This window comes from Bacillus sp. FSL R5-0443, from assembly GCF_038608285.1.
In the GTDB taxonomy this organism is placed as follows: domain Bacteria; phylum Bacillota; class Bacilli; order Bacillales; family Bacillaceae; genus Bacillus; species Bacillus velezensis.
Window position 1 is genome coordinate 2742393 of record NZ_CP152013.1, and the last position, 23393, is coordinate 2765785.

29 protein-coding genes and 4 pseudogenes are annotated in these 23393 nt (G+C 40.4%); 3 read left to right on the top strand and 30 right to left on the bottom strand.

The window, feature by feature from the left end:
• Positions 1-20 precede the first annotated feature (20 nt).
• From NYE28_RS13615 to NYE28_RS13650, 8 genes are read right to left on the bottom strand one after another with little or no spacing between them, the layout of a single operon-like run.
• A complete protein-coding gene (locus tag NYE28_RS13615) occupies positions 21-758 on the bottom strand; it encodes a class I SAM-dependent methyltransferase (RefSeq protein ID WP_076424998.1) in 738 nt (245 codons plus the stop codon).
• On the bottom strand, positions 755-1111 hold the full coding sequence (gene rsfS, locus NYE28_RS13620) for a ribosome silencing factor (protein ID WP_007408260.1): 357 nt from the start codon (positions 1109-1111) through the stop codon (positions 755-757). Before rsfS ends, NYE28_RS13615 begins: the two co-directional genes overlap by 4 nt.
• A gap of 17 nt (positions 1112-1128) precedes the next feature.
• Positions 1129-1689: a bis(5'-nucleosyl)-tetraphosphatase (symmetrical) YqeK gene (gene yqeK / locus NYE28_RS13625; protein WP_014418422.1), complete on the bottom strand. Its 561-nt coding sequence runs from the start codon at positions 1687-1689 to the stop codon at positions 1129-1131.
• Complete coding sequence (locus NYE28_RS13630; RefSeq protein WP_007408258.1) at positions 1679-2248, bottom strand: nicotinate-nucleotide adenylyltransferase; 570 nt, start codon at positions 2246-2248, stop codon at positions 1679-1681. Before NYE28_RS13630 ends, yqeK begins: the two co-directional genes overlap by 11 nt.
• A 10-nt stretch (positions 2249-2258) precedes the next feature.
• Positions 2259-2549, bottom strand: a complete 291-nt coding sequence (gene yhbY / locus NYE28_RS13635; RefSeq protein WP_007408257.1) for a ribosome assembly RNA-binding protein YhbY — start codon at positions 2547-2549, stop codon at positions 2259-2261.
• Positions 2543-3385, bottom strand: coding sequence for a shikimate dehydrogenase (gene aroE, locus NYE28_RS13640; RefSeq protein WP_094031849.1), 843 nt, complete (start codon positions 3383-3385; stop codon positions 2543-2545). Before aroE ends, yhbY begins: the two co-directional genes overlap by 7 nt.
• Before the next feature lie 19 nt (positions 3386-3404).
• A complete protein-coding gene (yqeH, locus tag NYE28_RS13645) occupies positions 3405-4505 on the bottom strand; it encodes a ribosome biogenesis GTPase YqeH (RefSeq protein WP_007408255.1) in 1101 nt (366 codons plus the stop codon).
• Positions 4506-4507: 2 nt separating this feature from the next.
• Positions 4508-5026, bottom strand: a complete 519-nt coding sequence (locus tag NYE28_RS13650) for a YqeG family HAD IIIA-type phosphatase (RefSeq protein ID WP_007408254.1) — start codon at positions 5024-5026, stop codon at positions 4508-4510.
• 357 nt (positions 5027-5383) lie between these two features.
• On the opposite strand from NYE28_RS13650, the gene NYE28_RS13655 reads away from it, so the two are divergent.
• Positions 5384-5524 (top strand): sporulation histidine kinase inhibitor Sda, encoded by a 141-nt coding sequence (locus NYE28_RS13655; protein ID WP_003152850.1) that lies wholly within the window; start codon positions 5384-5386, stop codon positions 5522-5524.
• A gap of 132 nt (positions 5525-5656) precedes the next feature.
• Here NYE28_RS13655 and NYE28_RS13660 read toward each other — a convergent pair whose 3' ends face one another.
• From NYE28_RS13660 to NYE28_RS13670, 3 genes are all read right to left on the bottom strand, one after another.
• A complete protein-coding gene (locus NYE28_RS13660; protein ID WP_003152848.1) occupies positions 5657-5791 on the bottom strand; it encodes a hypothetical protein in 135 nt (44 codons plus the stop codon).
• A gap of 75 nt (positions 5792-5866) precedes the next feature.
• Positions 5867-6598: an SGNH/GDSL hydrolase family protein gene (locus NYE28_RS13665; protein ID WP_025285021.1), complete on the bottom strand. Its 732-nt coding sequence runs from the start codon at positions 6596-6598 to the stop codon at positions 5867-5869.
• 69 nt (positions 6599-6667) lie between these two features.
• Complete coding sequence (locus tag NYE28_RS13670; protein WP_015240250.1) at positions 6668-7402, bottom strand: polysaccharide deacetylase family protein; 735 nt, start codon at positions 7400-7402, stop codon at positions 6668-6670.
• Between the two features lie 235 nt (positions 7403-7637).
• Between NYE28_RS13670 and NYE28_RS13675 the strand changes: the two genes are divergently transcribed.
• Positions 7638-8264, top strand: a complete 627-nt coding sequence (locus NYE28_RS13675) for a TVP38/TMEM64 family protein (RefSeq protein WP_012118035.1) — start codon at positions 7638-7640, stop codon at positions 8262-8264.
• 104 nt (positions 8265-8368) lie between these two features.
• On the opposite strand, the gene NYE28_RS13680 is transcribed toward NYE28_RS13675, so the two are convergent.
• Positions 8369-8623: a hypothetical protein gene (locus tag NYE28_RS13680; RefSeq protein ID WP_227749546.1), complete on the bottom strand. Its 255-nt coding sequence runs from the start codon at positions 8621-8623 to the stop codon at positions 8369-8371.
• Entirely contained in the window at positions 8589-9845 is a 1257-nt protein-coding gene (locus NYE28_RS13685) for an MFS transporter (protein ID WP_094031851.1), read from the bottom strand. Before NYE28_RS13685 ends, NYE28_RS13680 begins: the two co-directional genes overlap by 35 nt.
• Positions 9846-10304: 459 nt before the next feature.
• On the opposite strand from NYE28_RS13685, the pseudogene NYE28_RS13690 reads away from it, so the two are divergent.
• Positions 10305-10649, top strand: a pseudogene (locus tag NYE28_RS13690) (sigma-70 family RNA polymerase sigma factor); the annotation flags it as partial.
• A gap of 30 nt (positions 10650-10679) precedes the next feature.
• Here the strand turns inward: NYE28_RS13690 and spoIVCA are convergent.
• The 17 genes and pseudogenes from spoIVCA to NYE28_RS13775 form a co-directional block, all read right to left on the bottom strand.
• Positions 10680-12140: a site-specific DNA recombinase SpoIVCA gene (gene spoIVCA / locus NYE28_RS13695; protein ID WP_268477350.1), complete on the bottom strand. Its 1461-nt coding sequence runs from the start codon at positions 12138-12140 to the stop codon at positions 10680-10682.
• A pseudogene (locus tag NYE28_RS13700) lies at positions 12098-12276 on the bottom strand (hypothetical protein). The gene spoIVCA and the pseudogene NYE28_RS13700 overlap by 43 nt, the downstream one beginning before the upstream one ends.
• Before the next feature lie 469 nt (positions 12277-12745).
• Positions 12746-13810: an NADH:flavin oxidoreductase gene (locus NYE28_RS13705; RefSeq protein ID WP_342490097.1), complete on the bottom strand. Its 1065-nt coding sequence runs from the start codon at positions 13808-13810 to the stop codon at positions 12746-12748.
• A gap of 227 nt (positions 13811-14037) precedes the next feature.
• Complete coding sequence (locus tag NYE28_RS13710; protein ID WP_342490098.1) at positions 14038-14385, bottom strand: thioredoxin family protein; 348 nt, start codon at positions 14383-14385, stop codon at positions 14038-14040.
• A gap of 564 nt (positions 14386-14949) precedes the next feature.
• A complete protein-coding gene (locus NYE28_RS13715) occupies positions 14950-15411 on the bottom strand; it encodes a GreA/GreB family elongation factor (RefSeq protein WP_342490483.1) in 462 nt (153 codons plus the stop codon).
• Between the two features lie 33 nt (positions 15412-15444).
• Positions 15445-15694: pseudogene (locus tag NYE28_RS13720) on the bottom strand (MFS transporter); the annotation flags it as partial.
• A 131-nt stretch (positions 15695-15825) separates the two neighbouring features.
• Positions 15826-17028 (bottom strand): MFS transporter, encoded by a 1203-nt coding sequence (locus NYE28_RS13725; RefSeq protein WP_342490099.1) that lies wholly within the window; start codon positions 17026-17028, stop codon positions 15826-15828.
• A gap of 150 nt (positions 17029-17178) precedes the next feature.
• Positions 17179-17694: an OsmC family protein gene (locus NYE28_RS13730; RefSeq protein ID WP_342490100.1), complete on the bottom strand. Its 516-nt coding sequence runs from the start codon at positions 17692-17694 to the stop codon at positions 17179-17181.
• Positions 17695-17820: 126 nt separating this feature from the next.
• Positions 17821-18480: a carboxymuconolactone decarboxylase family protein gene (locus tag NYE28_RS13735; RefSeq protein WP_342490101.1), complete on the bottom strand. Its 660-nt coding sequence runs from the start codon at positions 18478-18480 to the stop codon at positions 17821-17823.
• A gap of 101 nt (positions 18481-18581) precedes the next feature.
• Positions 18582-19517 carry a thioredoxin-disulfide reductase gene (gene trxB / locus NYE28_RS13740; protein WP_342490102.1) on the bottom strand — a complete coding sequence of 312 codons (936 nt, stop codon included), beginning with the start codon at positions 19515-19517 and terminating at the stop codon, positions 18582-18584.
• A 43-nt stretch (positions 19518-19560) separates the two neighbouring features.
• Positions 19561-19902: pseudogene (locus NYE28_RS13745) on the bottom strand (thioredoxin domain-containing protein); the annotation flags it as partial.
• 38 nt (positions 19903-19940) lie between these two features.
• Positions 19941-20375 carry an OsmC family protein gene (locus NYE28_RS13750; RefSeq protein ID WP_342490103.1) on the bottom strand — a complete coding sequence of 145 codons (435 nt, stop codon included), beginning with the start codon at positions 20373-20375 and terminating at the stop codon, positions 19941-19943.
• A 54-nt stretch (positions 20376-20429) separates the two neighbouring features.
• A complete protein-coding gene (locus tag NYE28_RS13755; RefSeq protein ID WP_202853763.1) occupies positions 20430-20765 on the bottom strand; it encodes a thioredoxin family protein in 336 nt (111 codons plus the stop codon).
• 141 nt (positions 20766-20906) lie between these two features.
• Positions 20907-21635: a DsbA family oxidoreductase gene (locus NYE28_RS13760; RefSeq protein WP_342490104.1), complete on the bottom strand. Its 729-nt coding sequence runs from the start codon at positions 21633-21635 to the stop codon at positions 20907-20909.
• 25 nt (positions 21636-21660) lie between these two features.
• On the bottom strand, positions 21661-22026 hold the full coding sequence (gcvH, locus tag NYE28_RS13765) for a glycine cleavage system protein GcvH (RefSeq protein WP_342490105.1): 366 nt from the start codon (positions 22024-22026) through the stop codon (positions 21661-21663).
• 90 nt (positions 22027-22116) lie between these two features.
• Positions 22117-22635: an OsmC family protein gene (locus NYE28_RS13770; RefSeq protein WP_342490106.1), complete on the bottom strand. Its 519-nt coding sequence runs from the start codon at positions 22633-22635 to the stop codon at positions 22117-22119.
• A 94-nt stretch (positions 22636-22729) separates the two neighbouring features.
• Complete coding sequence (locus tag NYE28_RS13775) at positions 22730-23302, bottom strand: TetR/AcrR family transcriptional regulator (protein ID WP_010788730.1); 573 nt, start codon at positions 23300-23302, stop codon at positions 22730-22732.
• Positions 23303-23393: the final 91 nt, after the last annotated feature.

The window sequence follows — 23393 nt, forward strand, 5'->3', positions numbered from 1 at the left end:
TTTAAAAACCATCGTTCCGTTTAAACGATGGTTTTTGGTTTGCCTGCCGTGAAGAAAAGACGTTCAGACTCTGTTGAAGGAGGCCGGTCTGTAAAATCAGCCGTCACCTTCTTCAGTTCAAATCCGGTCTCTGCAAGCATTTGTTCATATTCTTCAATGTAAAATGTTTTTTGCTCATGCGTCTCGTCATAACGGTCATAAGATTGTCCGTTCCATACGAAAAAAGACATATCATGGATGACAGAAAGCTCTTCATCGCCGGCAAAGCTTTGCCAGATATAGCTGATCTGCTCATCCTGATCCGCATGGGTGCTGCCCGGAAAAAGCTCCGTCATTTTAAATGGGGAATGGACGTCAAACAGAAGCAGGCCGCCCTCCTTCAAAACTTGAAAAACACTTTTGAAGGTGCTTAAGACATCATTTTTCGTTTTTAAGTAATTTAGGGAATCACAGCAGATGACAACGGCATCAAACTGTTCTTCAAAACCGGAAAGCTCTCTCATATCCTGTTGGAGAAAAAGAATCGGCTTTCCCGTTTTTTTCTGCTGGGCACAGCTCAGCATATCTTCACTCAAATCAATCCCCGTGACTTCGCAGCCTTTTTCAGCAAGCCTGATGGATATTTCTCCGGTTCCGCAGGCAAGATCAAGCACCCTTCCCTTTTCCGGAAGAGACGCTTCGATCCAGCCCGCCCATTCATCATACGGCGCATGTGACATTAACTCGTCATATACGCCGGCGAAGCCTTGGTAAATCATGAGTTCAAGCCGAGTTCAAGCTCTGCGAGCGGCGCGTCGCCCCATAGCTTTTCAAGATTGTAGTAGCTTCTTTCATCTTTATGGAAAACGTGGACAATGACGTCGCCGAGATCAACTAAAATCCAGCGGGCCTCATCAAACCCTTCCATCTTTTTGACATCAATGCCGTTTTCTTCTGCCTGATCTTTAATTTCACGCGCAATTGCCTGAACCTGCTTATCAGAATTCCCGTGGCAGATTAAAAAGTAATCCGCTATAAGTGAGATTCCTTCCATGTCCAGCGCTAAAATATCTTCTGCACGTTTATCGTCGCATGCTTTTGCCGCGATTTTTAATACGGAAGCTTGATTCATTCTTTAAATTCCTCCTGTCAATTTTGAGACACCAGCCAATTATAGGTTGCAAACGTCTCCGGAAAGACCGGCTGGTTTTTTTTCATCAGAAATATCATTGTATTTTTCATTGCTTGTATGAGCGCTTCGTTCAGATCTGTTTCCGCCAGACGGCGCACCTCTTCCACTCCGGGGAAATGGCGTCCGGGTTCAATGTAATCCGCAACGTAAATGACTTTGTCTAAAAGGGTCATTCCGGGACGCCCTGACGTGTGATAGCGGATTGCATCCAAGATCTCAGGATCAGTGATCCCCGCTTCTTTCTCAGCCAAATACGCTCCCACAGGGGCATGCCACAGCTCGGCATTGTAATCCAAGAGCTCAGCCGGCATTTTTTCCCGCACGATGATCTGCTTCATTTCTTCTTTCGGCCGGAATTTCGCATAATCATGAAAAATAGCCGCCATTTCCGCTTTTTTCGGGTCTGCTCCGAACCGGCCTGCGAGAATAACCGCCGTATCTGTCACGCCGATTGTGTGGATGTAGCGATGCTCGGTCAGCTGCTCTTTGACGCAGGCAAGTGCTTCCTCACGATTCATATAAATCATTCTCCTCTATATACTGCCTCACTTTATCCGGCATTAAGTATTGCGTCGGCTTTTTTGCTTTGAGACGTTCTCTCAGCATCGTTGACGAAACGTCAAATTCCGGAACGTCGGCAAAAAGCAGCGGGTACGGGGTCTCAATATGATACCCCGGGCGCCGCACTCCGATAAATTGAATGAGCGTGAGCAGTTCGTCCAGTTTGTACCATTTCGGCAGATATTCAATCATATCCGCCCCGATAATAAAGAAAAGCTTGTCGTTCGGGTGCCGCTCCTTCAGTAAACGGACGGTATCATAGGTATAAGAAGGGCCTTTCCGGTCCATTTCCGCAAGCTCAAGCTTAAAGCCGGAATTAGAGCTGATGGCAAGCTTCAGCATCTCCACCCGGTGCCGGCTGTCTGTAAAGTCTTCATTCTGCTTATGCGGAGGGATTTTATTGGGCATAAACCAAATCTCATCGAGCTCCGCCTGATGAAGGACTTCATTAGCCATCAGAAGATGTCCGTTGTGCGGAGGGTCAAATGTGCCCCCGAATATTCCGATTTTCTTCATGTCAACCACCTTACGGAAGCTCGATTTGTTTATTTTCCTTTGATTCCTTATACAGTACGATCGTATTTCCGATCGTCTGCACCAATTGTGAGCGGGTGCCTTTCACAAGGGCTTCTGCGACATCATTTTTATCGTCTTCGCAGTTTTGAAGCACGCTGACTTTAATCAGCTCTCTTGCTTCTAAAGCCTCGGCAATCTGTTTCACCATGTTTTCGTTGACTCCGCCTTTTCCCACTTGAAAAATAGGCGTTAAATGATGCGCTTTTGAACGCAAAAACCGTTTTTGTTTTCCTGTTAACATTGTGTTCCTCCTAGTTTTCCTTCAACAATCGCTCTCATTAAGCCGCTGTCAGGCTCTTGTTCCGTCCACAGCTTGAAAGACAGTGCGGCCTGTTCCACAAACATGCCGACACCGTCAATGGTTGTTAAACCTCTTTTTTCAGCTTCTTTTAAGAACGCCGTTTGAATCGGGTTGTATACGATATCACAAACGATGGCGCCCGTTTTGGCCCGTTCCAATGAGAGCGGCACGGCATCCGTTTTCGGATACATGCCGACAGATGTTGTATGAATAATGACGTCATATTGTTCAAGCTGATTTTCAGCTTCTTTTAAAGTAAGGGCGCGTTTCTGCTGAAAAGAGGGAGCAGCCGCAATCAGGCTTTCCGCTTTTTCCGGCGTGCGGTTGCAAACGTCAAATTGTTTCGGCTCTCTGCGGACGATCGTCGTAAAAATCGCTCTTGCCGCTCCTCCCGCCCCAATCATGAGGATGGTGAGCTCTGATATCGGTTTGTCCAATACTTTGACTAAGGATTTATAAAACCCATCTCCGTCAGTATTATACCCGATGAGCCTGTCTCCCTCTCTTTTGACGGTATTTACGGCCCCGAGTACTTTCGCGCTTTCATGTATTTCATCCAGATGCTCCATGATCGCGACTTTATGCGGGACTGTGACGTTCACTCCGCAGATGCCAAGCGCCTTGATTCCGTTAACGGCGTCCTTGAGATGATGAGGTTCCACCTGAAACGCAAAATACTGCCCGTTGATGTTCTTATCTTGCAAAGCCGCGTTATGAATATCGGGTGACATTGAATGCCCGATCGGATTACCGATTACTCCGTACAATTGTTTCATGCTCCCTCTCCCCTTCTCTCTATATTAATGAACGGCGGACAAATACGTGTACGCCTTTCGGAGCGTATGCCGTTATTTTTTTATCTGCTTGCTGCACCGTGACCCAGCCGAGACCGGAAAAAACGATATCCGTCTTTCCTTCTTTAATCGTAAACGTGTGGGGCGTAAGCTCCGGAAATTCATCCAAATGATCTTTTCCGGGCGGGGTAAGCAGTTCTCCCGCATGCTTTTCGTATAAGGCATCAGCATTTTCAAGCTTTGTTCTGTGAATCATCAATTCATTCGGCATATAGCAGACAAACGCCGTTTTATCGCCTGATACATAGTCAAACCGGGCAAGCCCGCCGAAATAAAGCGTTTGTTTTTCATTCAGCTGAAAAGTGCGCGGCTTCAGTTCTTTTTTCGGTGTCAGCACCTTTAAGTCACGCTTGTCCACGTAATGCGCCATCTGGTGATGGTTAATGATTCCCGGCGTATCGTAAAGCGCAGATCCGTCATCGAGCGGGATTTCAATCGCGTCAAGCGTCGTGCCCGGAAATTGAGAGGTGGTAATAATATTCTCTTCCCCTGAGACCTCTTTAATAATCCGGTTGATAAATGTGGATTTGCCGACATTGGTACAGCCCACCACATACACATCGCGCCCTTCGCGGTAATGTTCAATGGCGTCAATGACTTCCTTCATCCCTTGTCCGCGGGAAGCGCTGATTAAAAAGACATCAAGGGGTTTTAAGCCGTATTCTTTCGCTTCGCGTTTCATCCATTGAACGAGCCGTTCCCGTTTTACGGATTTCGGCAGGATATCGGCCTTATTACCGACAAGAATGATCGGATTACCGCCGACAAAGCGGTTCAGCCCGTTTATCCAGCTTCCGTTAAAATCAAAAATATCAACGACTTTGACAATAAGAGAGTCAGTATCGCCGATTGTGTGCAAGATATTTAAAAAGTCATCATCCGTTAATGAAACATCTTGAATTTCATTGTAATTTTTCAGTCTGAAGCAGCGCTGGCAGATGACATTCTCTTTCGTGAGCGATGCCTTTGGCGCGTATCCGAGACCTTGTTTATCCTCGGTCTGGATCGTTACTCCGCAGCCGATGCAAACAACCTTTTCCATTTCTAATCCTCCCACTGAATATGGCCTTTACGTTTCAAAGAACTCAATATTCTCCGTTCAATCCGGCGGTTAAAGCGCGTCATGACTCCGTCAGAGGAAGCGACAGGCACGACGAGGATCGTATGATACCCGTTTCTGTTTCCGCCGAGAACATCAGTAAGCAGCTGATCGCCGATGACCACACAGTCTTCTTTTTTCAGATCCATGCTGCTGACGGCTCTTTTAAAGGCGCGTCCCATCGGTTTTCTTGCCTTATAAATAAACGGTATGCCAAGCGGCTCCGAGAATAATTTCACTCTTCGTTCATTATTATTGGAGACGATCGTGACTTTAATGCCGTGCTCCTTCATTTCTTCAAACCACTCGATTAATCGAGGTGTCGCACTCGGTCTGTCCCACTCCACAAGCGTGTTGTCAAGGTCTGTAATAATCCCTTTCACATTGCGTTCTTTGAGCTTTTCCGGTGTGATATGAAATATATTTTTCACAAATTCGTCAGGTAAAAAAAACTTTTTTAACAAAACCCGCACCCTTCCTTTTCTTTCTATCATCTATATGTCGAAACCTGTCAGATTTAAAAACAAAGTCGGACTCAGTAAAAAAATTTCGACAAAAATTGGGTTTCTTCACCAGTTGTGGATAAAATTACACACATTATCCACTCTTATTACATCCGGATTTATCCAGATTATAAACAAGATACTAACAAGTTATCCACTTACGAGTGTGGATAACAGAACGATTGTTCTTATTTGTATTTCATGGTAGATTAAAGATAACCTCACCATGATTGAAACGCAACCTTCCATCATATGCTTGCGTCTGATGATTGATTACAATTATAAGGAGGTGCCACTCCCATTAATTGGGTCCCCGGCATGAGAAAGCTTTCTGATGAATTACTAATAGAATCTTATTTCAAAGCCAATGAAATGAATTTGAGCCGTGAATTTATCGAGTTAATTGAAAACGAAATCAAAAGAAGATCGCTCGGACACATTATTTCCGTTTCTTCTTAAACAGAAAAAAATTCCCGGGCGAATTTCCTTTTTTTACTCAGATGACTGATATTATATCACTTCGGTTATGCGCATTACTACCACTTTCAACAAAAAACACCCCTAAAATAGAGGTGTTTAAGAGGACGGCTGCTATATATTGAACCAATACAGACCGCCCAGGACGAGAATGACGACGAGCAGCACAACAAAAAATGCGTACCAGTACCCCGCATTCACCCGAGGAGGCGGGCATACAGGATATTGCGGAGGGAAACCGCGGTTCATAGCAATCGCCTCCAAAAAGATGTTTTTTCTACAGCCTATGAATCAGAAGCAAAACGGTTTAGGCAGCTGACGGCGTCAGCGTTCCAAAACCCGCCCATTTTTTATGCCTTCAATTAAGATTCTGGCGCCTTTTGGCGTCATATGATTTCCGGAGGGATCTATCAGTCCGGATTGAATCAGCGCCCGGTCTGTATCTTTGCCGCCGTCCGCGCGTATAAAGTGTTTCCAGTTATCCACCAGCGGCACTTTCAACTCAGCTGCAACCTGCCTCGTAACGCCGTTATAGGAATTATGCCATTTTCTCGCGCCGCCTTTTTCTTTAAAGGCTGAGGCTTTATATCTCGAATAGTAATAGAGATGATGCGTTCCGTTTCCTTCTATAACCGGGATGCACGTCATTAAAATCGGCTTTATGCCGTGATTTCTGCTTTCGTTTATGAAATAAGTCAGGTTTTCTTTAAACCGTTTCTTTGATACCCGCGGCTGATCGCCCGTCAAAATGCCCGCATCATTTGTTCCGAACATGATAAATAAATATTGGGGCTTACGCTCCAGCACGTCGCTTTGAAAGCGCAGGCGCGCATCCTCAGTCGTCTGGCCGCCTATTCCCGCATTTATAACCGTAAGACGGCCGCGTTCCGCTGTTTTTAAAATGTTTACCCACTGCTGCGCCTTCGGATAATCACGATAATCCCAGTTGGAACCGCGCGTATTGCTGTCGCCGAACGCGACAACACTTTTTTCTTTGCCCGCGGCGCATCCTGATAACAGACAGATTATCGTAATAAAAAGAACAGCAAACTTCATTTTCTCTCCCCCCAAACCTTACCTTCAATGGTACACATCTCTTTGGCGGCTTTCAACGCGGCGCTCTCTTTACTGGATATGAAAAGGGCCGGAATCCTGTCCGATTAAATCCGAAACCTTAACAAACGTGTAGCCCTGCTTTTTCAGCTTGGGAATGATTTCTTTCAAAGCCTCAACCGTCTGGCGCCGGTTTCCTCCGCCGTCATGCAGAAGAACGATATCTCCATCTCTGGCATGTGAAACAACGTGCCTGACGATTTTTCCTTTCCCGGGCCTTTTCCAGTCCCTCGGGTCTTGGTTCCATGACCACATGATGATATGATAGCCCTCTTTTAAGATGCTTTTGAAAGCCGTATGATTCAGCGACCCTCCCGGCGGGCGGAATAACTTGTCCCCTTCCGGCTGCAGCGATGTGATATGATGCGCTGAGCTGTGAAGCTCTTGTAAAATGTCTTTGCGTTTCAGACGGTGAAAATAAACATGGTTCATCGTATGGTTGCCGATTTCATGCCCTTCTTCAACGATGCGTTTTGCCGTTATGGGGTATTTGTCTATACGGCTCCCGACACAAAAAAAGGTTGCTTTAACATTGTGCTGTTTCAACACGTCTAACACAGCCTCCGTATAGACAGGATGGGGGCCGTCATCGAAGGTTAAAGATAGTTTCTTTTTTTCAGACCTTATATCCCAGTACACGTTTCCCGTCTTCTCCATGTCACTTCTTTTTAAAGATTTCGCCTCGGCGGACACGGCAGTGAGACTCGTGAGGACGCATATCATGATGATCAGATGAAAGCATCTCAACGTTTACACCTCCAGTAAACACTACTGTTAACGTGTCCCCTTTTATAAAAAATCATTCTCTGCATCAAATGATGCACATCACCCGCTTCCCGCTTGTTTTTGTCCAAATCCGGGTGCCAGCCGTTTCTCATCAAACGGCAAATGCTGATAAACAAGTACGCTTATCGGACAGCTTATTTTAATAGAAGGAGATAGATTTGTGCTGTATACTAATTGAAAAGAGGTGAACGTGCAGATGATAAAAAAGGGATTCAGTCTTGCCGTCATCATTGCTGTCGTGATGATCGGCTTTATGCAAAAAGACGTCTGGCTCAGCATGATTCGCGCGGGCGGCATGTACGCCGTGCTTATGAGTATCCTTCTGGTCGCAGCTGACGTATTTTTTCCGATCGTTCCATTCGCCATTATCGCGGCCTTAAACGGAGCGGTTTTCGGGATTGTAAACGGGGTGTGGATTACATTGTCAGGCGCAATGCTCGGAACAATGGCATTGTTTTTTCTCGTCCGGTACGGATTCAGAGACTGGGCCAGAAAAAAGCTGCTGGCTTACCCGGCAGCGGCCCAATATGAAGATTCATTTCATCAGCACGCGTTTACGGCGGTGCTTTTCGGGCGGCTGATTCCGATTATACCGTCGCTTGCCATGAATACCGTCTGCGGGCTGAGTAATATACGATGGCCGATCTTTTTTTCTGCGTCGGTGCTCGGCAAAATTCCGAACATTGTGATCGTGACCGTCGCAGGCGCTTCATTTACAAGCAACAAACTGCTGTCTTTCGGGATTTACGGAATGTATATGCTCGTCTTAATGGCGGTCATTTATAAGAAGTTTCCCGGCCTTTTAAAAACAACGAAAAAATGAAGCGCGTACCGCCCCCTATTCCGGCGGTACGGCTCCTCTCATTCTGAGAACTTTTCCGTTTAATTCTAAATTGATGCAGCTTCGTTCCGCGTTCTCTTTGCTGCTCAGTAAAGGTGCACATAACCGATTTTTTGGCTGCGGTAAAATTTGATGGAAGCTTCAAGCTGTCCGATCGGCTGCCCGTTATGAAAAAGCAGCATAAAACCGTCGGGAAAGCATTTGATTTGGGATGACAGCCACCTTAGATATTCATCCCTATTAAAATGATCCGCCGTGCCAAATCTGACGAAAAACGAATCCTCACGAAACGAAACGGCCGTCTCTTTATGTTTGTTTAAATTGATCCGCTTGAAATACATCAGGAGTCCTCCTTTTTGCGGACGCAAATAAGAACGAGCATAAAACGGCTGCCAACGCCAGCATAACAGCAGCGCCTGCGATGACGATGCCGCGGACGGAAGAACTGACAGAAGCCGCTCCGAAAACCGCCGTTACTACTATAATGAAGACGGCTTCGACTAATGAATAAAAGCTCCCCACTCTCCCCATGATGTCCACCGGAACATTCTTTTGATAAAACGTCAGAAAGCCTGTATTGGCAAACGCCAGAAAAAAAGCGAGAAGGAAAAATCCGAAAGCAGCCGTCCAAAAAACGTCAGAAAACGCATAAATCATATATCCGGCCGCTGTGAATAAAGAGCCCATTCCCATCAATAAAGAAGCCGGCATTTTTTTATTAAAGAACACATTGACAAGCGCCCCCGCGATAATGCCTGCCCCTGAGACACTGACGAGAAAACCGTAATCGGCATCAGTCAGCTGAAGAACCTCTTTTGCAAAAGCGGCTTCAAGCGAATCAAGCGCTGATGGCATAACGGTCATGACCAGACTGAATAAAAAATAAATGATCATGACGTTTCGCGCCGTTCGGCTGAAGCGATAGACGAGCTTCCAATCTTCTTTGCACACTGCCAAAGAAAGCTTCTGTCTGGGAGAATGTACGTGAGGCTCATTTTCAAGGTTCGGCAGCATCATCGTGATGAAACCGGACAGCACTAAAGCCCCCGCATTCACCCAAATCGCAAAAATCGGCGTGCCGGCGATAAAAAGCAGCCCGGCCGCAGCCGGCCCGAGGAGAAAAGCCCCTGATTCCGACAAAGCCCTTAGTGAATTGAATCGTTTTCTCCTTTCAGCCGGAATAAGCATCGTCACATACGCCATGGAACACGGACGAAACATCGCATTGGCCATTTGAATCAAAAACACGATACAATAAACGGAAAACAAAGACCGTACAGTAAACATCAGCGGCAGAACGGCAATGAATGCAGCCCGGATGAAATCAAGCGACATCATCATATTCCGTTTGTTACACCGGTCGATGATGCTGCCCGCCCACCCATTTGTCATCAAAACAGCCGCAGGCCTGATTAAATAAAGAATGGAAACCGCAAAAGCAGACTCCGTTTCTTTTAAAACAATAAGATTAAGAGACAAAAAATAAATCCATTCACCAATATTTGCTATCCCGATTCCGGTTAACAGAAGCATCGGGTACCGCCAAGACTTCAGGTTTTTCATCTTATCCCTCCCTTAAAAATAAAAAACGCCCTCAAGACAATAAAGTCTTGAGGACGGGAAACAGCCCGCTATGCCACCTCAATTCGGTTTGGTGCCGGCCTAAGCCGGGTACAAAGCTTACTCGGTAACAGGAGTATCCGCCGCATCATCCTCGTGTTGCATGATTCCGATGCGAAGCTAAGAGGTTTGCTTCAACACATCCATTCATACTCCTTCACAGCTCCCGGAGCTCTCTGTCATGAATGATATCTGTCTACTCGTCTCTTCAGCGCTTTTCGGTTATATTGTTTTCACCCTTACTTTTTTTAACAATATACAGGCTCAATCAGCAAAAATCAAGAGGCTGTAAGAAATAAAACCTGCCTTTGATTAATTTCCCTGTACAGACACAAACAGCCTGACTGCCACATACAGTTACATATAGGCTTTTGCCTACATAACTTTGTGGAGGTGAGGATGGTGACAGGTGTTTTTGCAGCGCTCGGGTTTATTGTGAAAGAACTCGTGTTTTTAGTATCATACGTGAAAAATAATGCCTTTCCACAACCGCTCTCGAATAGTGAGGAGAAAAAATACTTAGACCTTATGGCTGAAGGAGATGAACACGCCCGCAACATGCTGATCGAACACAATCTCCGTTTAGTCGCCCATATTGTGAAAAAATTCGAAAACACGGGAGAGGACGCAGAAGATCTGATCTCCATCGGTACAATCGGGCTGATTAAAGGAATTGAAAGCTACTCAGCCGGAAAAGGCACGAAGCTTGCCACATATGCTGCACGATGTATTGAAAATGAGATTGTAATTACAAAAGGGGGGTGCATACACCCCTCTTTAATAAGTTTCAATATATACGGTGTCAGAATCCACAACGGTAACTTCTTTCACGATAAAGTTAACAATTGTTTTTTTATCATCAAGAGTTAAGTTATCTGCACCGATTGATTGAAAATAGTCGATGGCTCTCTTTAGAGCATTTTCACTTGAGCTTGTATCATCTAGGACTTTCATTTTTGATTGAATTTCGTTACACTTTTCAGTAAGTTGGTTTTGCTTTTTTTGCAGCTCAATAATTTGTGCTTTGATTTCTTCAATATCTAAATCATCGTCATCGCTTAGGCTGATTAGCGTTAAAAGACGCTTGCGGCCTTTTTTTGTTTTCTCTATCTCTTTTTGAATAAGTTCTAATTCATCAGACAGGTGATTTGATTGTTCAATCTCTTTAAAGGAAGCATACTTTTGAGGATTTGTGATGAATTTAAAAATCTCACTCCATACATGCCGGTTTAATTTATTCTCAGACATTTCTTTTCCGCAGCCGCGGTCCTTTGCGCCAGAATAATTTTTCCGGCAAGTATACACGTAGTAGTCTTTACCGTGTGATTTTCTTTTCTTACCTGTCATGGTATTTCCGCATTTCCCGCATCTAACCAAACCCGATAACAAGTAATTGTGAGGGCTAATACTCAAATGTTTTCTTTTACTTTGACCTAAGAGTTCTTGAGCATAATCCCATTGTTCAGCTGGAACAATTGCTGGAATTGCCACAGTGATTTGCTCTTCTTCAGGCCTTATTTTAATTATAGATTTGTTCCCTGCCTGTTTTGAAACATAGGAACCCTCAGTGTCATATTTATACTGTCTGTGTTCACCCTTATAAGAAGAGTTCATTAATATCTGTCGAACAACCTGCCTGTGCCATACTTTGGCGCCTTTTTTTGTTTTAACCCCCATCTGAGTTAAGTGCAGAGCAATCCCATTCACTCTTCCGAAAAAAGGGCTTTTATGATCGGTGAAATAGTTGAAAATCATCCGAATGATTTTTGCTTCCTCTTCAAATATCTCAAGAGTTCTTTTCTCTTTAACAAATTTATAGCCATATAGTTTGGAGTCTTTAATGATCATGCCTTTTTTCATTTTTTGAAGTCGACCGCTTGATGTCCGTTCTTTGATTTTGGCTTTTTCAAATTCCGAGATTGCTCCGCGCATTGCGAAAAACAATTGACCTTCTGGAGAATTGGCGTACTCACCATTTACAAAAATCAAGGGTATGTTTCGCTTTCGCAGTTCATCATCAATGATAAGCTGATTCATTAATTTCCGAGAAAGACGGTCAGGATCATAACAAATGACTTGACTTATAAGTCCTTTGCTTGCATCCTCCCTCAAGCGATTCAAAGCCGGACGTTCAAGCAACTCGCCTGAAAATCCTTCATCGGCATACTTCAACACATCCTTAGTACCTGCTTTCTTTATGCAGGCCTCGATCTGGCTGTCGATGCTCGATCCCTTGATCGCTTGTTCCTCGGTCGATACCCTTACATATATTGCTATCACCCTGGATCTCCTTCCTATAAAGTTTTATTAAATAATGATAGCAATCGTTAATGCATTTGTCAGCTTGCGGTCCCTCGATGATTTTTACCTTCATAAAATGCATCACCCCTTGGGTAATGCTATGTAATAGGTGTTTGTCCTAATGAGGAGATTTTCAATGAGTATGAAAACAATTAAAAAGCCGATAGTTTGAAACGATCGGTTCTGTTCTAGGATATTTACTTTACTACGTCCACTAGGCCCTCAATAAAGTGGAAACTATTATCAGTTACAGAAGCATGTTATCTCAAGCATCAAAGTCATTCATTACATCTATTTACAACGTTTTATATTCATTTTGTACGCAAAATGGGCACAGAATGTGGCTATTTTTCAGCATTGATTGGTGTATCAATTGCACCTGAACCAGTATTATTTACACAAATAACTTTTGATGCATATTCTAAAAATCATTCACTAAAATATAAATAATAGTGTTATCGGATCTTGATCTGAAAGTAACTAAAAAGAACCCATTTTGAAAAAATCAATCAAAATGGGTTCTTTATTATTTTTTAAGCTGTTTAATATAATGTTTCAATTGCCTCACGCGTAAACGGAATTAATTTTTCTGTTCGTCCATCTCGGATTTTGTTTACCCAGTCAGGGTCAGCCAATAATGCGCGACCCACAGCTATCAAATCAAATTCTTCACGTTCTAATCTCTCGATCAAATTGCCCATTTTGTTGGCTTTGCCATTGGCCTCTTCTCCAGTAGCGAAGAAATCCACGAAATCAGCGCCATCAAGACCGACAGATCCAACTGTAATTGTTGGTTTTCCTGTCAACTTTTTAATCCATCCTGATAGATTCAGTTCAGATCCTTCAAATGCAGGTTCCCAAAAGCGACGAATAGATGCATGAAAGATGTCAACACCTGTATCAACTAATGGCGTTAAGAAACGTTTTAGTTCTTCTGGAGTTTCTACTAATTTTGCTGTATAGAAATCATATTTCCACTGTGAGATTCGCAACGAGATTGGAAAATCTGGTCCAACAACACGTCGGCAAGCTGCGATGACCTCACTCGCAAAGCGTGTGCGCTTAACTATGTCGCCACCGTATTCATCTGTACGTGTGTTTGTTTTTTCCCAAAAGAACTGATCAATTAAAAATCCATGGGCTGCCATAATCTCAATGCCATCAAAACCAACCTTTTTAGCATTGGCTGCTGCCTGTGCAAAAGCTTCAACCAATTCCAAAATTTCTTGTTTTGAGTAATCATTAGCGTTGCCTCGTGCACCCATGTGCCACAATTGAGAGAAAATTTTCCCACCGGCCTCGTGTACCCCATCAACTACTTTTGACCAACCGTTTAGCGCCTCTTCTCCGTATAAGTGTGGTACGTCCTCCTGCCATGCTGGCACCTCGGATGCAACATCAGGATGGTTGATAAACGTACCCTCTGTCACAATAAGTCCAACACCATTCTCAGCTCTACGACGATAATACGCAGCGACATCCTCCCCTGGTACTCCATTTGGAGAAAAGTTTCGCGTCATAGGTGCCATCAAAATACGATTAGATAGTTTCAGATTTCCCAGTTCGAATGGTTTAAAAAGAGCTTCAACTGACTGAAAATTATTCATAAAAACCTCCAAGTTTTATACTTTAAGACTTATTCATTCATTATGCATTAACTCCATGATCAAGAGCAGATCTGACTTTCAAGGCAGTTGCTACCATAATTGAGTCAGCAACTTCTTCTTTGGAATCTCTATGTTTTTAACTTGTTTAACATCGTCTTGACTAATAATTCTTCCCTCTAATTCCTTTTATCAGTACCTACCGTTTGGTACAATTTTGTGTTAGCAGTTTAAATGGACAAGCTGTTAAGAAATGTTTCGATTTCTTCTTGTGTTTTCCGAGCCTTGCTAACAAACCGCCCTGCTTCTTCTCCGTTATGATAAGCGATAAAACTTGGAATACCAAATACATTCAATTCGATGCACAAATCAATAAAGTCATCCCGGTCTACATAAATAAACTGATATTCCGAATAATTTGCTTCAATGTCCGGCAAAATTGGCTCGATTGCCCGACAGTCTGGGCACCAGTCCGCTGAAAACATAAAGACAACGCGCTCTGTTTTTTTTAACTTCTCAAATTGATCCATTGATTTTAATTTTTCCATCATGATTCCCTCCATTCTTTTCATATACATAATCTTTGTATTCTTTAGCACGTATATGATGTTGGATATCATCTATATTATCCATTTCAACTACTCGCATCCCCCCTTAATCATAAGGGGATTCATTTACTATTCAGGACTATCCTCTAATTCTGTGTTTATTTTTAGAATTTAAAGGATGAGATAAGTTCGGAGTAGTTTTAATGGACTCCACATCACCACAGCTATTGTTTATCGTTAATGAATTCCCTTCCTCGGGGGATCTAAGAATACAATTTCATCAAATCGTTGTTTGAGCATAATCTGTAATCCCCAAACGTACTCGATCTTCAACTTTTGCCCAAATAGGGTCCTGTACAGTTCTGTTGGTGTAATCACTTAACCTCCTTCTATCAACAACTAAACTTTTTTGTACCTACCAGTAGGTACAAATTATATTAGCATGCTTTTTTAGGTTTTTGCAACCTGTATCTTTTAAAAAAATAAATAGATTCATATTCACCATTTTCATTCACAAAGCACAATTGTTACTACCAACCATCAATTATCTACCTTATTTAAAATAGAGTACAACAGAGTAGCTTAAGAAAAAAATCACTGTATTTCAATGATTAATAAATGCATCATTCCAGAAGGGGTCATGACTATTACATCATCATTTAATTTGTGACCAATTAGACTTTTTCCGATTGGAGACTCATCGGATATATAGTTTTCAGATAAATGTGATTCTGCGGGACTAACAAGTTTAAGATGCAATTCATATTTTCCTGTCATTTCTTTGACAGTGACAATGGATCCGATCCCTACTTCTCTTATATTTGCATTTCTAATTATTTTTGCTTGCTTTATAATGTATTCTAAATCATTTATTTTCTTTTTAAGTGTAGCAAATTCATCTACTGAAATTGGATACTCAGGATCTTCATTAAAATCACAAAAACTTCTGCTCTCTTGAACTTTTTCACTAACTTCTTTCCATCTTTTTTTCTTTAAATAAAGTAATTCTTTCTTCAACGCATTATAACCAGCTTCCGTAAGTAACTTCTTGTCCACCAATCATTCACCCTCCTTTACCGAAACTACTTTTCTCGGCTTTGTTGGTTCTGTTACATTTTTGCGTAAAGAATCACCAAACACTAATGCGATAATCAGTAACGGTAGGGAAATCCGGAAAATCCATTGCTAAGTTAAAGTTTTTAAGATTAAGCCTGATACTGTACTGTTGGTCCAACAGTTGGTTTGACCTTAAGCTCCAATGGAACTTCCGCACTTATGCAGTGGAATAATAACAAGAATGGTGTTAAAAAATAAAGGGTGAAAGTAAAGCTGTTCCTATTCAACTAAAGATTGCTTTAATTAAAGAATAAAGATTAAACAGGTAAAAATGGAAAGAGAATCCGTCAAGTTCTCTTAAAAATGAAAAATGCATGCCATTACTGTTTTAAAAAAACAAAATGAGTACATCGTTTAATGTTTATAACGGATAAGAGAAATCATTGCCCAAACTCCTATAATAGGACCGATCGAAAGGATGGAGAATGCCCATTTCCACCCTACGATATCTTCAAAGACCGGAATCAAATAAATAGAAAAGACCGTAATAAGAAAACCTATAGCCATTTGAAATGTCAAGGCAGTTCCTGCACATTCTGATTTTGCGAAATCTGCAACCATTGCTGAAAATTGTGCTGAATCTGCAACAACTGATATCCCCCAAATGATTGCTACAATAACGGTAATCCATATAGGAAGACCAAAGGTAAGTCCGATACATAAAGAAGATACAGCACTAACAATCATGGCAATCATAGAAAGTCGTGCTTTCCCAATTTTATCAGCACATAATCCACCTATTATCGAACCTATAGCCCCCGAAATTCCAATTGTTAAAAATGCGAACAGTGTACTAGTCTCTTGTAAAATTGTTCCCTTTAAGGATGCTTTAAAGCTGGCTGTTAAGAAATATGGAAGCCATGTCCACATAGCATACATTTCCCACATATGACCAAAATAGCCATAGTTAGCTAACATTACAGGTCGATCTTTTAAGATATATTTGAGTGTATTCATCGACTTAGTAGCTACTTCTTTTTTAGACTCCGGAGCATCCGGAAGACCCCAATGCATAATACCAGCTGCGACCAATGCTAATAAAGAGCTGACCAGCATTAATATCTTCCAGCTGACATTCGGAATAACTAAATTAAATAGATGTGGCAATGAAGAACCTAATGTCAGAGCTGCAATTAGGATTCCGATACCAAATCCTCGTCTATCTTGAAACCAAGTAGAGAGTAGTTTCACGGCAGTAGGATAAACACCTGCCATAGTAATTCCTGTTAGAAAACGTAAACTTAATCCCACTACCATTCCAGTGCTTAAAGTAAATAAACTATTGATGACAGCTCCGAATATACAGGCAATAGCAAATATTTTTCTTGGGTTATAACGGTCTGCCAACCCTAGAAAAGCAAAACAAATGGCTCCAATAATGAACCCAACCTGTACGGATGTGGTCAACCATGACCCTTCTGTTGCACTCATTCCCCATTGAAGTTTTAATTGGGGAAGAACGGCTGAAGCGCTAAACCATAAACTGAGGGCAAATAGTTCAGCCAACGCAATCAAAAATAGAGCTCTCCATCTTTTAATACTGTTCACATCAGACATAATGGGGTTTTTTCCTCCTCTCGCGTTTCCAATTCTACCTGCAACGTATGAGAACGTAGACATTTACGCATGTAATATATCGCGTATATCTACGTTCTTTTTAAATTAGTTATACAAAGTAAAGTAAGATCGACCCTGTCATAAAGCTTTTTAATTATTACGTTTAAAAGTTGAATTTACTTGAACATTTCTTTCTAATGAATTTTTCACAGGCGAAATTTCCATTGCTTTTGAAACTAATTCTTCAAGTTGTTTATCGTCTGCATCACTATCTATTGTGAATTGAACATCAATTTCGTTAAAACCTGGATTCCCTTCTTTTAAGCCCAAAAATACATTTAAATCTAATTGTCCTGAAGCGTTAACTTCTAGTGAATTTACCTTAATCCCCATTAAACTAGCTGTTGCAATAAATCCAATTGATAAACAACCACCCAATCCACTTAATAAAAGTTCAACTGGATTTGGACCCTTATTAGATCCTGATAACCAATCTGGCTCATCAATCAGAACGGGTTTGTGATCACCTACTTGCGCTTCAGCGTAAAATCCATCTTTCCATTTTACCGAAGAAGACCATCCTGCCATTCCTTCCTCAGGATTTTTCTTATAATTTTCTACTAAGTTTTCAATAACTTTTGTATCGACTCCATTAATTTTTGTCATTTTTATATCTCCTTCATTTTGTTTTTTATAAGGATTATCTCTTTCTACGCTCGTTATCTAATAAAAGTTATTATGATTTTTTGAGGGAATGACACAGCTGCCAACAGTACATAACCGTCCATAAGATTATTCATCATATGCAACTAATGCATTAACTCCATGAGAAAGAGCAGATCCGGCTTTCAAGGCAGTTGCTACCATAATTGATTCAGCAACTTCTTCTCTCGTTGCTTTCGCTTTTTTGGCTGCTTTAGTGTGGATATCAATACAGTAAGGGCACCCTGTTGTATGCGCCACTGCTATAGCAATCAACTCTTTTTCCTTAACACTAAGTAATCCCGCCTTCATCGCTTGTTGGTCAAAAGTCATAAACGCTTTAAAGGCATCTCCATCTAACTGAGAAAACTCTTTTAGTCGGTTGATATAAGAAGCTCTAAATAATTCATCATCAGCTGTTCCATCAAAAGCGTTTAAAGCATTGACACCATGAGCAAGAGCAGACCCTGCTTTCAAGGCAGTTGCTACCATAATTGATTCAGCCATTTCCTCCCTAGAAGCTCTATGTTTTTTAACTTGTTTAACATGAAAATCAATACAATGAGGACATCCAGTCGTATGAGCAACAGCAACTGCAATTAATTCCTTTAATTTAGCTGTTAACTTTCCTTCAGATAACGCTTTTCTGTCAAAAGCTACAAATGTTTTAAAGCTTTCAGGTGAAAGTGTACTAAATTCACCTAAACGGTTAAAATGTGATTTTTTGTATAAACTATCGTTCTGATTCATAATTTTCTCCTCTAACTTTTTTTATTTCACACCTAACTGTACCTACTATTCGGTACAATTAGGTGTGATTATATATTACCAAAATAGATAAATGTTTTTTCTTATGAATTCTCAAGGTTTTCAATATAATGTTGGACGCTTTGAGCTGCTATTGATCCATCACCCGTAGCTGTGACAATTTGACGTAGGCTCTTATCACGGATATCTCCAGCTGCATAAATACCAGGAATCTTTGTAGCCATTGCTTCATCTGTCACTACATAACCTTCTTCATTGGTTATATCTAAGTTTTTGAATGCACTATTTAACGGAAGTGTACCCACGTAAATAAATACACCATTTGCAGGGAATTGAGATTGTTCCCCTGTTTTTGTATCTTTTAATGTTACTGTATTAACTGTTCCATTTCCTGCATTTATACTTATAACTTCTTTATTCCAAATGAATTCAATCTTTTCATTGCTAAATGCTCTTTCTTGGAGTATTTTTTGCGCACGCAACTGATCTCGACGGTGAATAATGGTGACTTTTGAAGCGAAACGTGTAAGATACACAGCTTCTTCTACAGCTGAGTCTCCTCCACCCACAACAACAAGTTCACGTCCTTTAAAGAAGGCTCCATCACACACGGCACAATATGAAACTCCTAGACCACCAAGCTCATTCTCCCCTGGAACTCCAAGCTTTTTATGGTCTGCCCCAGTAGCGATGATAACAGATTTTGCATAAAATTCTTTCTTTGTAGTTACTACTTTTTTTAAACGGCCCTCATCTATAATTTCTTTTATATCTCCATATTCATATACAGCACCAAACTTTTTGGCGTGCTCAAACATTTTATTAGAGAGGTCTGGACCTAAAATATGATCAAAACCAGGATAATTCTCCACATCCTGCGTATTAGCCATTTGTCCCCCAGGTATTCCACGTTCAATAAGCAATGTGTTCAAATTAGCACGTGAAGTGTAAACTGCTGCTGTCATTCCCGCGGGACCTGCCCCAACTATGATGACATCATAAATTTTCATTTCCTCCAATATGATCTCCCTCCTTTAAAAGAATACATTAATGCACATTTGATTAAAGGGACTTAATTTTTGAAACTTCTTCTTTTAATTGCGCAATACCAACAATACCAGCAAAAGGTTTTTCGAATTTATTATTAGAATAGAAGCGTGTATTAGGGATACTCATTACACCAAATTCTGCAGCAAGCTCCGGATTCTCATCCACATCAACTTTAACAACTTGTACTTTATCACCAAACTCTTTGTCAAACTCCTCTAGTGTCTCAGCAAAAACCCGGCATGGTCCACACCAAGATGCTGAAAAGTTTAGTAAAACCACTTTATCTGTATTTAAGTTCTTTTCTAAATTATCATCTGTTACTTTGATTATAGTCATTTTGTTTTTCCTCCTGAGTTGTAAAAAGCTTTTTTATTAATAATTAATTGAATCGATTAAAGAGTAGACACTTTACCTTTAACTTCTATTTCTACGCCTGCTTTTTTGACCATGTTACCTACTATACATGCTCTATCAGCTGCTTCATTCACTCTTTGCATTGACTGTACTTCTTTTTCTGTTGCATCAGCAGATAAAACAATACGAGGATAATGGATAATATCAAAACTACTGTCAGAAGCAACCATCTCAGAATCAACCTCAATACTCACTACTGGCAGTTTTCTTGATTCAACCATCGATACTAATGTTGCTACATAACAAGCTTGTACTGATGACACAAGGATTTCTTTAGGTGATGCTCCTTCCCCATTACCTCCATACTCTGTTCCTATAGCAATGGGTGTATCAATATATTGAGATTTGATGATGCCGTTTCCTTCTACTCCTCCTTTCCAAACAGCATTCAGTTTTACATTCACATTAGACATATGAAACACTCCTCTAGTTTTTGGTTGCCATACTTTTTTAACATTGTTAAAACATCATGTTGTATATATTTTACTTACTCTTTCTAGTCTTTTTTCTAATTGTTCAAAATGAACAAAGCGTGCTTCTCTCAAATATTCAGTTCCTTCAATGAATAAAAGAAGTGCAGGAACCGTAAGAATTGAAAACCGTGAGGCTATCTCCTCTACGTTGTAAGCATTGATATACCCTAATTTAATATGTGGAAATTTATCCAGTAATTCTCTGAGTTGAGGCAAGACTGCATGGCATACTCCACAATCTGGCCTTGAAATATACAAAAAACTAAATTTATTATGATGGATAAAGTTATCTATTGAATCTAAAGAAGTTAATTCAACTGTTTCTACCATTAGTTCTCTTCCTCCTAATATTAGTCTTTAATAGGTTTAAACTTAAAATTGCCATTTCTAAAGAGATCAGATCTAATTTTAGTTTTAGAAGAGAAGTTAGAGTTTAAAACAAACTCATCTAAGAGAAATTTGGGCTCCCACTTATTTTTTACTTGTAGGAATTCCGCAGCTTCCATCAGTACAAAGCGTGTCATCCTCACTATTCACTGATAGATTCTTAAGTTTCAGTAACGGATTTTCTTCTTCCCATACCTTGTTGAGTGCCTCTAAGAAAGCCTCTGCTGGTTGTGCCCCAGAAACGGCGTATTTCTGATTTATAATTAAAAAGGGAACTCCAGAGATACCATAACGCTTAGCTTCTATTTGATCTGATCTTACCTCATCTGCATAAAGAGACTTGTCATTTAGGACCTTTAGAGCCTCTTGTCTATCTAAACCAGAAGCTTCTGCTAAATCTGCAAGGGTTTCATGATCACCTACATCCTTAGAATCAGTAAAGTGTGCATAAAGCAGAGTTGCCGAGATATCAGCTTCTTTTCCTTTTGTTTTTGCCCATTTTGTTAGGCGATGGGAATCAAACGTATTAGTTGGTTTCAAACCTTCTAAATTAAATGTTAATCCAACCTTTTTTGCACTTTGAGTTAAGTTTTCAAGGAACTGTTTTGTTTGTTCGGAATCCCCAAATTTAGGGAGTAACTTTTCATAATAACTTTGCCCGTTATATACTGGCGCACTAGGATCTAGTTCAAAGCTTTTATATTCAACTTTAACTTCATCTTTAAAAGGGAATTGTTTCAATGCTTTTTCTAAATTTTGTTTACCTATATAACAAAAGGGACATGCTACATCAGACCAAACTTCAATTTTCATATGAACACTCCTTTAATTAAATTATTTAAATTTGACTTACGTAATTATCGTATTCCTCCGCATTTAGGAGTTCTTTTATCTCCTCTGTGTTAGAAGCTTTTACTTTCAGTAACCACCCTTTATCATAAGGTGATTCATTCACAAATTCTGGACTATCTTCTAATTCTGTATTCACTTCTATAATCTGTCCGTTAATCGGAGAAAAAAGCTCAGATATAGTTTTAACTGATTCAATACTCCCAAATCTAGCATCTTTCACTGTTGAAGTTCCCATTTCTGGGAGTTCTAGAAATACAATTTCTCCAAGCGTTGATTGAGCATAATCAGTAATTCCTAAGGTAGCAATGCTGTTATCAGCCTTTACCCATAAATGTTCTTTAGAATAATACATATCTGTTGTACTCCTTCAGTCAGTTATAAGTAAGTCACTGTACCTACTATTTGGTACAGTGACTTTCGAAAAATACTCTTATAATTATTCTTATTTCTTATTGTGACTTAAAGATGCCTGAACATGAACATTTCTTTGGATTGTATTTTTTACAGGTGAAAGTTTCATGGCCTGTGCAACAAGTTCTTCAATCTGATGTTCATCCGCATCACTATCGACATTAAAATGCGCATTGATTTCGTCAAAACCAGGATTTCCTTCCTTTAATCCTAAAAAGACATTCAAATCTAGTTGTCCTGATACCTCTACTTCTAATGAGTTTATCTTGATTCCCATTCCACTAGCAGTTGCAATAAACCCCACTGACAAGCAAGAACCTAGTGCACTTAATAAATATTCCACTGGGTTTGCTCCCTTATCGGAACCTGCTAACCATTTTGGCTCATCAACATGAATAGGAGCATGATCACCTACTTTTGCCTCAACATGGAATCCGTTATCCCATTTTACAGAAGATGACCAACTTCCAGTACCTTCAGCAGGATTTTTTTTGTATTGCTCCACTAAACCTTCAATAATACTCATATCAACACCATTTAATTTTTCCATTGTTTATCTCTCCTTCAGCACAGAATTGTACCTACCGTTCGGTACAAAAAGAGCTTAACATAAGAAAAACAATATTGCAAGAAAAAAAAATTTACTATTCTAGATTAAATTGTTTTCGGATTACTTCTATAATGTCACTTAAAAAGTTGACGTTTTGTTGGTTTTTCATTAGCAAAATTCCTCCTTCAATCATAGCTACAATTGCTTGAGCATCTTTTTTAGTATCAAAGGAATCTAACAGACCTTGTTCAACCATTTCATTTAATGTAATCTCTATAGCCCCTATCCAACATTCAAATAAATGTTGAATTTTTACACGAAACGTTTCATCATGCTCACTCATTTCAATGGCTAAGTTTCCTATAGGACAACCTGATTTATTCTTCACTTCAGTATGAAAAGTAAGTGTTCTGTCCAGCATCATATTTAACTTATTTACTGGAGTATTATCTGACTGAAGAATATCTGATATTAACTCTGTTTGCCATTCATGGACTATAGATTCCACTACTGCTAATCCTAAATCATATTTAGATGAGAAGTAATGATAAAATTGGCCTTTTCCAATCTCTGCAGCCATAAGAATATCATTTATAGAGGTTGCTTGATATCCCTTAGAATAAATAATCTCTCTTGCAGCTGATATTATTTCATGCTTTTTAGACAAATTTCTCACACCTTAATCGCAAAGTTTAGTTTATATATTATATGATTCCATTAGGTTTTGCCAAGTAATTTAGGAATGGTTCATATTTCCA

What these genes read in the sequence shown, in the direction of transcription:
- NYE28_RS13615 (WP_076424998.1), bottom strand. Translation starts at nt 758, where the DNA reads ATGATTTACCAAGGCTTCGCCGGCGTATATGACGAGTTAATGTCACAT.
- rsfS (WP_007408260.1), bottom strand. Translation starts at nt 1,111, where the DNA reads ATGAATCAAGCTTCCGTATTAAAAATCGCGGCAAAAGCATGCGACGAT.
- yqeK (WP_014418422.1), bottom strand. Translation starts at nt 1,689, where the DNA reads ATGAATCGTGAGGAAGCACTTGCCTGCGTCAAAGAGCAGCTGACCGAG.
- NYE28_RS13630 (WP_007408258.1), bottom strand. Translation starts at nt 2,248, where the DNA reads ATGAAGAAAATCGGAATATTCGGGGGCACATTTGACCCTCCGCACAAC.
- yhbY (WP_007408257.1), bottom strand. Translation starts at nt 2,549, where the DNA reads ATGTTAACAGGAAAACAAAAACGGTTTTTGCGTTCAAAAGCGCATCAT.
- aroE (WP_094031849.1), bottom strand. Translation starts at nt 3,385, where the DNA reads ATGAAACAATTGTACGGAGTAATCGGTAATCCGATCGGGCATTCAATG.
- yqeH (WP_007408255.1), bottom strand. Translation starts at nt 4,505, where the DNA reads ATGGAAAAGGTTGTTTGCATCGGCTGCGGAGTAACGATCCAGACCGAG.
- NYE28_RS13655 (WP_003152850.1), top strand. Translation starts at nt 5,384, where the DNA reads ATGAGAAAGCTTTCTGATGAATTACTAATAGAATCTTATTTCAAAGCC.
- NYE28_RS13660 (WP_003152848.1), bottom strand. Translation starts at nt 5,791, where the DNA reads ATGAACCGCGGTTTCCCTCCGCAATATCCTGTATGCCCGCCTCCTCGG.
- NYE28_RS13665 (WP_025285021.1), bottom strand. Translation starts at nt 6,598, where the DNA reads ATGAAGTTTGCTGTTCTTTTTATTACGATAATCTGTCTGTTATCAGGA.
- NYE28_RS13675 (WP_012118035.1), top strand. Translation starts at nt 7,638, where the DNA reads ATGATAAAAAAGGGATTCAGTCTTGCCGTCATCATTGCTGTCGTGATG.
- NYE28_RS13680 (WP_227749546.1), bottom strand. Translation starts at nt 8,623, where the DNA reads ATGTATTTCAAGCGGATCAATTTAAACAAACATAAAGAGACGGCCGTT.
- NYE28_RS13685 (WP_094031851.1), bottom strand. Translation starts at nt 9,845, where the DNA reads ATGAAAAACCTGAAGTCTTGGCGGTACCCGATGCTTCTGTTAACCGGA.
- NYE28_RS13705 (WP_342490097.1), bottom strand. Translation starts at nt 13,810, where the DNA reads ATGAATAATTTTCAGTCAGTTGAAGCTCTTTTTAAACCATTCGAACTG.
- NYE28_RS13710 (WP_342490098.1), bottom strand. Translation starts at nt 14,385, where the DNA reads ATGTATATGAAAAGAATGGAGGGAATCATGATGGAAAAATTAAAATCA.
- NYE28_RS13725 (WP_342490099.1), bottom strand. Translation starts at nt 17,028, where the DNA reads ATGTCTGATGTGAACAGTATTAAAAGATGGAGAGCTCTATTTTTGATT.
- NYE28_RS13730 (WP_342490100.1), bottom strand. Translation starts at nt 17,694, where the DNA reads ATGACAAAAATTAATGGAGTCGATACAAAAGTTATTGAAAACTTAGTA.
- NYE28_RS13735 (WP_342490101.1), bottom strand. Translation starts at nt 18,480, where the DNA reads ATGAATCAGAACGATAGTTTATACAAAAAATCACATTTTAACCGTTTA.
- NYE28_RS13750 (WP_342490103.1), bottom strand. Translation starts at nt 20,375, where the DNA reads ATGTCTAATGTGAATGTAAAACTGAATGCTGTTTGGAAAGGAGGAGTA.
- NYE28_RS13755 (WP_202853763.1), bottom strand. Translation starts at nt 20,765, where the DNA reads ATGGTAGAAACAGTTGAATTAACTTCTTTAGATTCAATAGATAACTTT.
- NYE28_RS13760 (WP_342490104.1), bottom strand. Translation starts at nt 21,635, where the DNA reads ATGAAAATTGAAGTTTGGTCTGATGTAGCATGTCCCTTTTGTTATATA.
- gcvH (WP_342490105.1), bottom strand. Translation starts at nt 22,026, where the DNA reads ATGTATTATTCTAAAGAACATTTATGGGTAAAGGCTGATAACAGCATT.
- NYE28_RS13770 (WP_342490106.1), bottom strand. Translation starts at nt 22,635, where the DNA reads ATGGAAAAATTAAATGGTGTTGATATGAGTATTATTGAAGGTTTAGTG.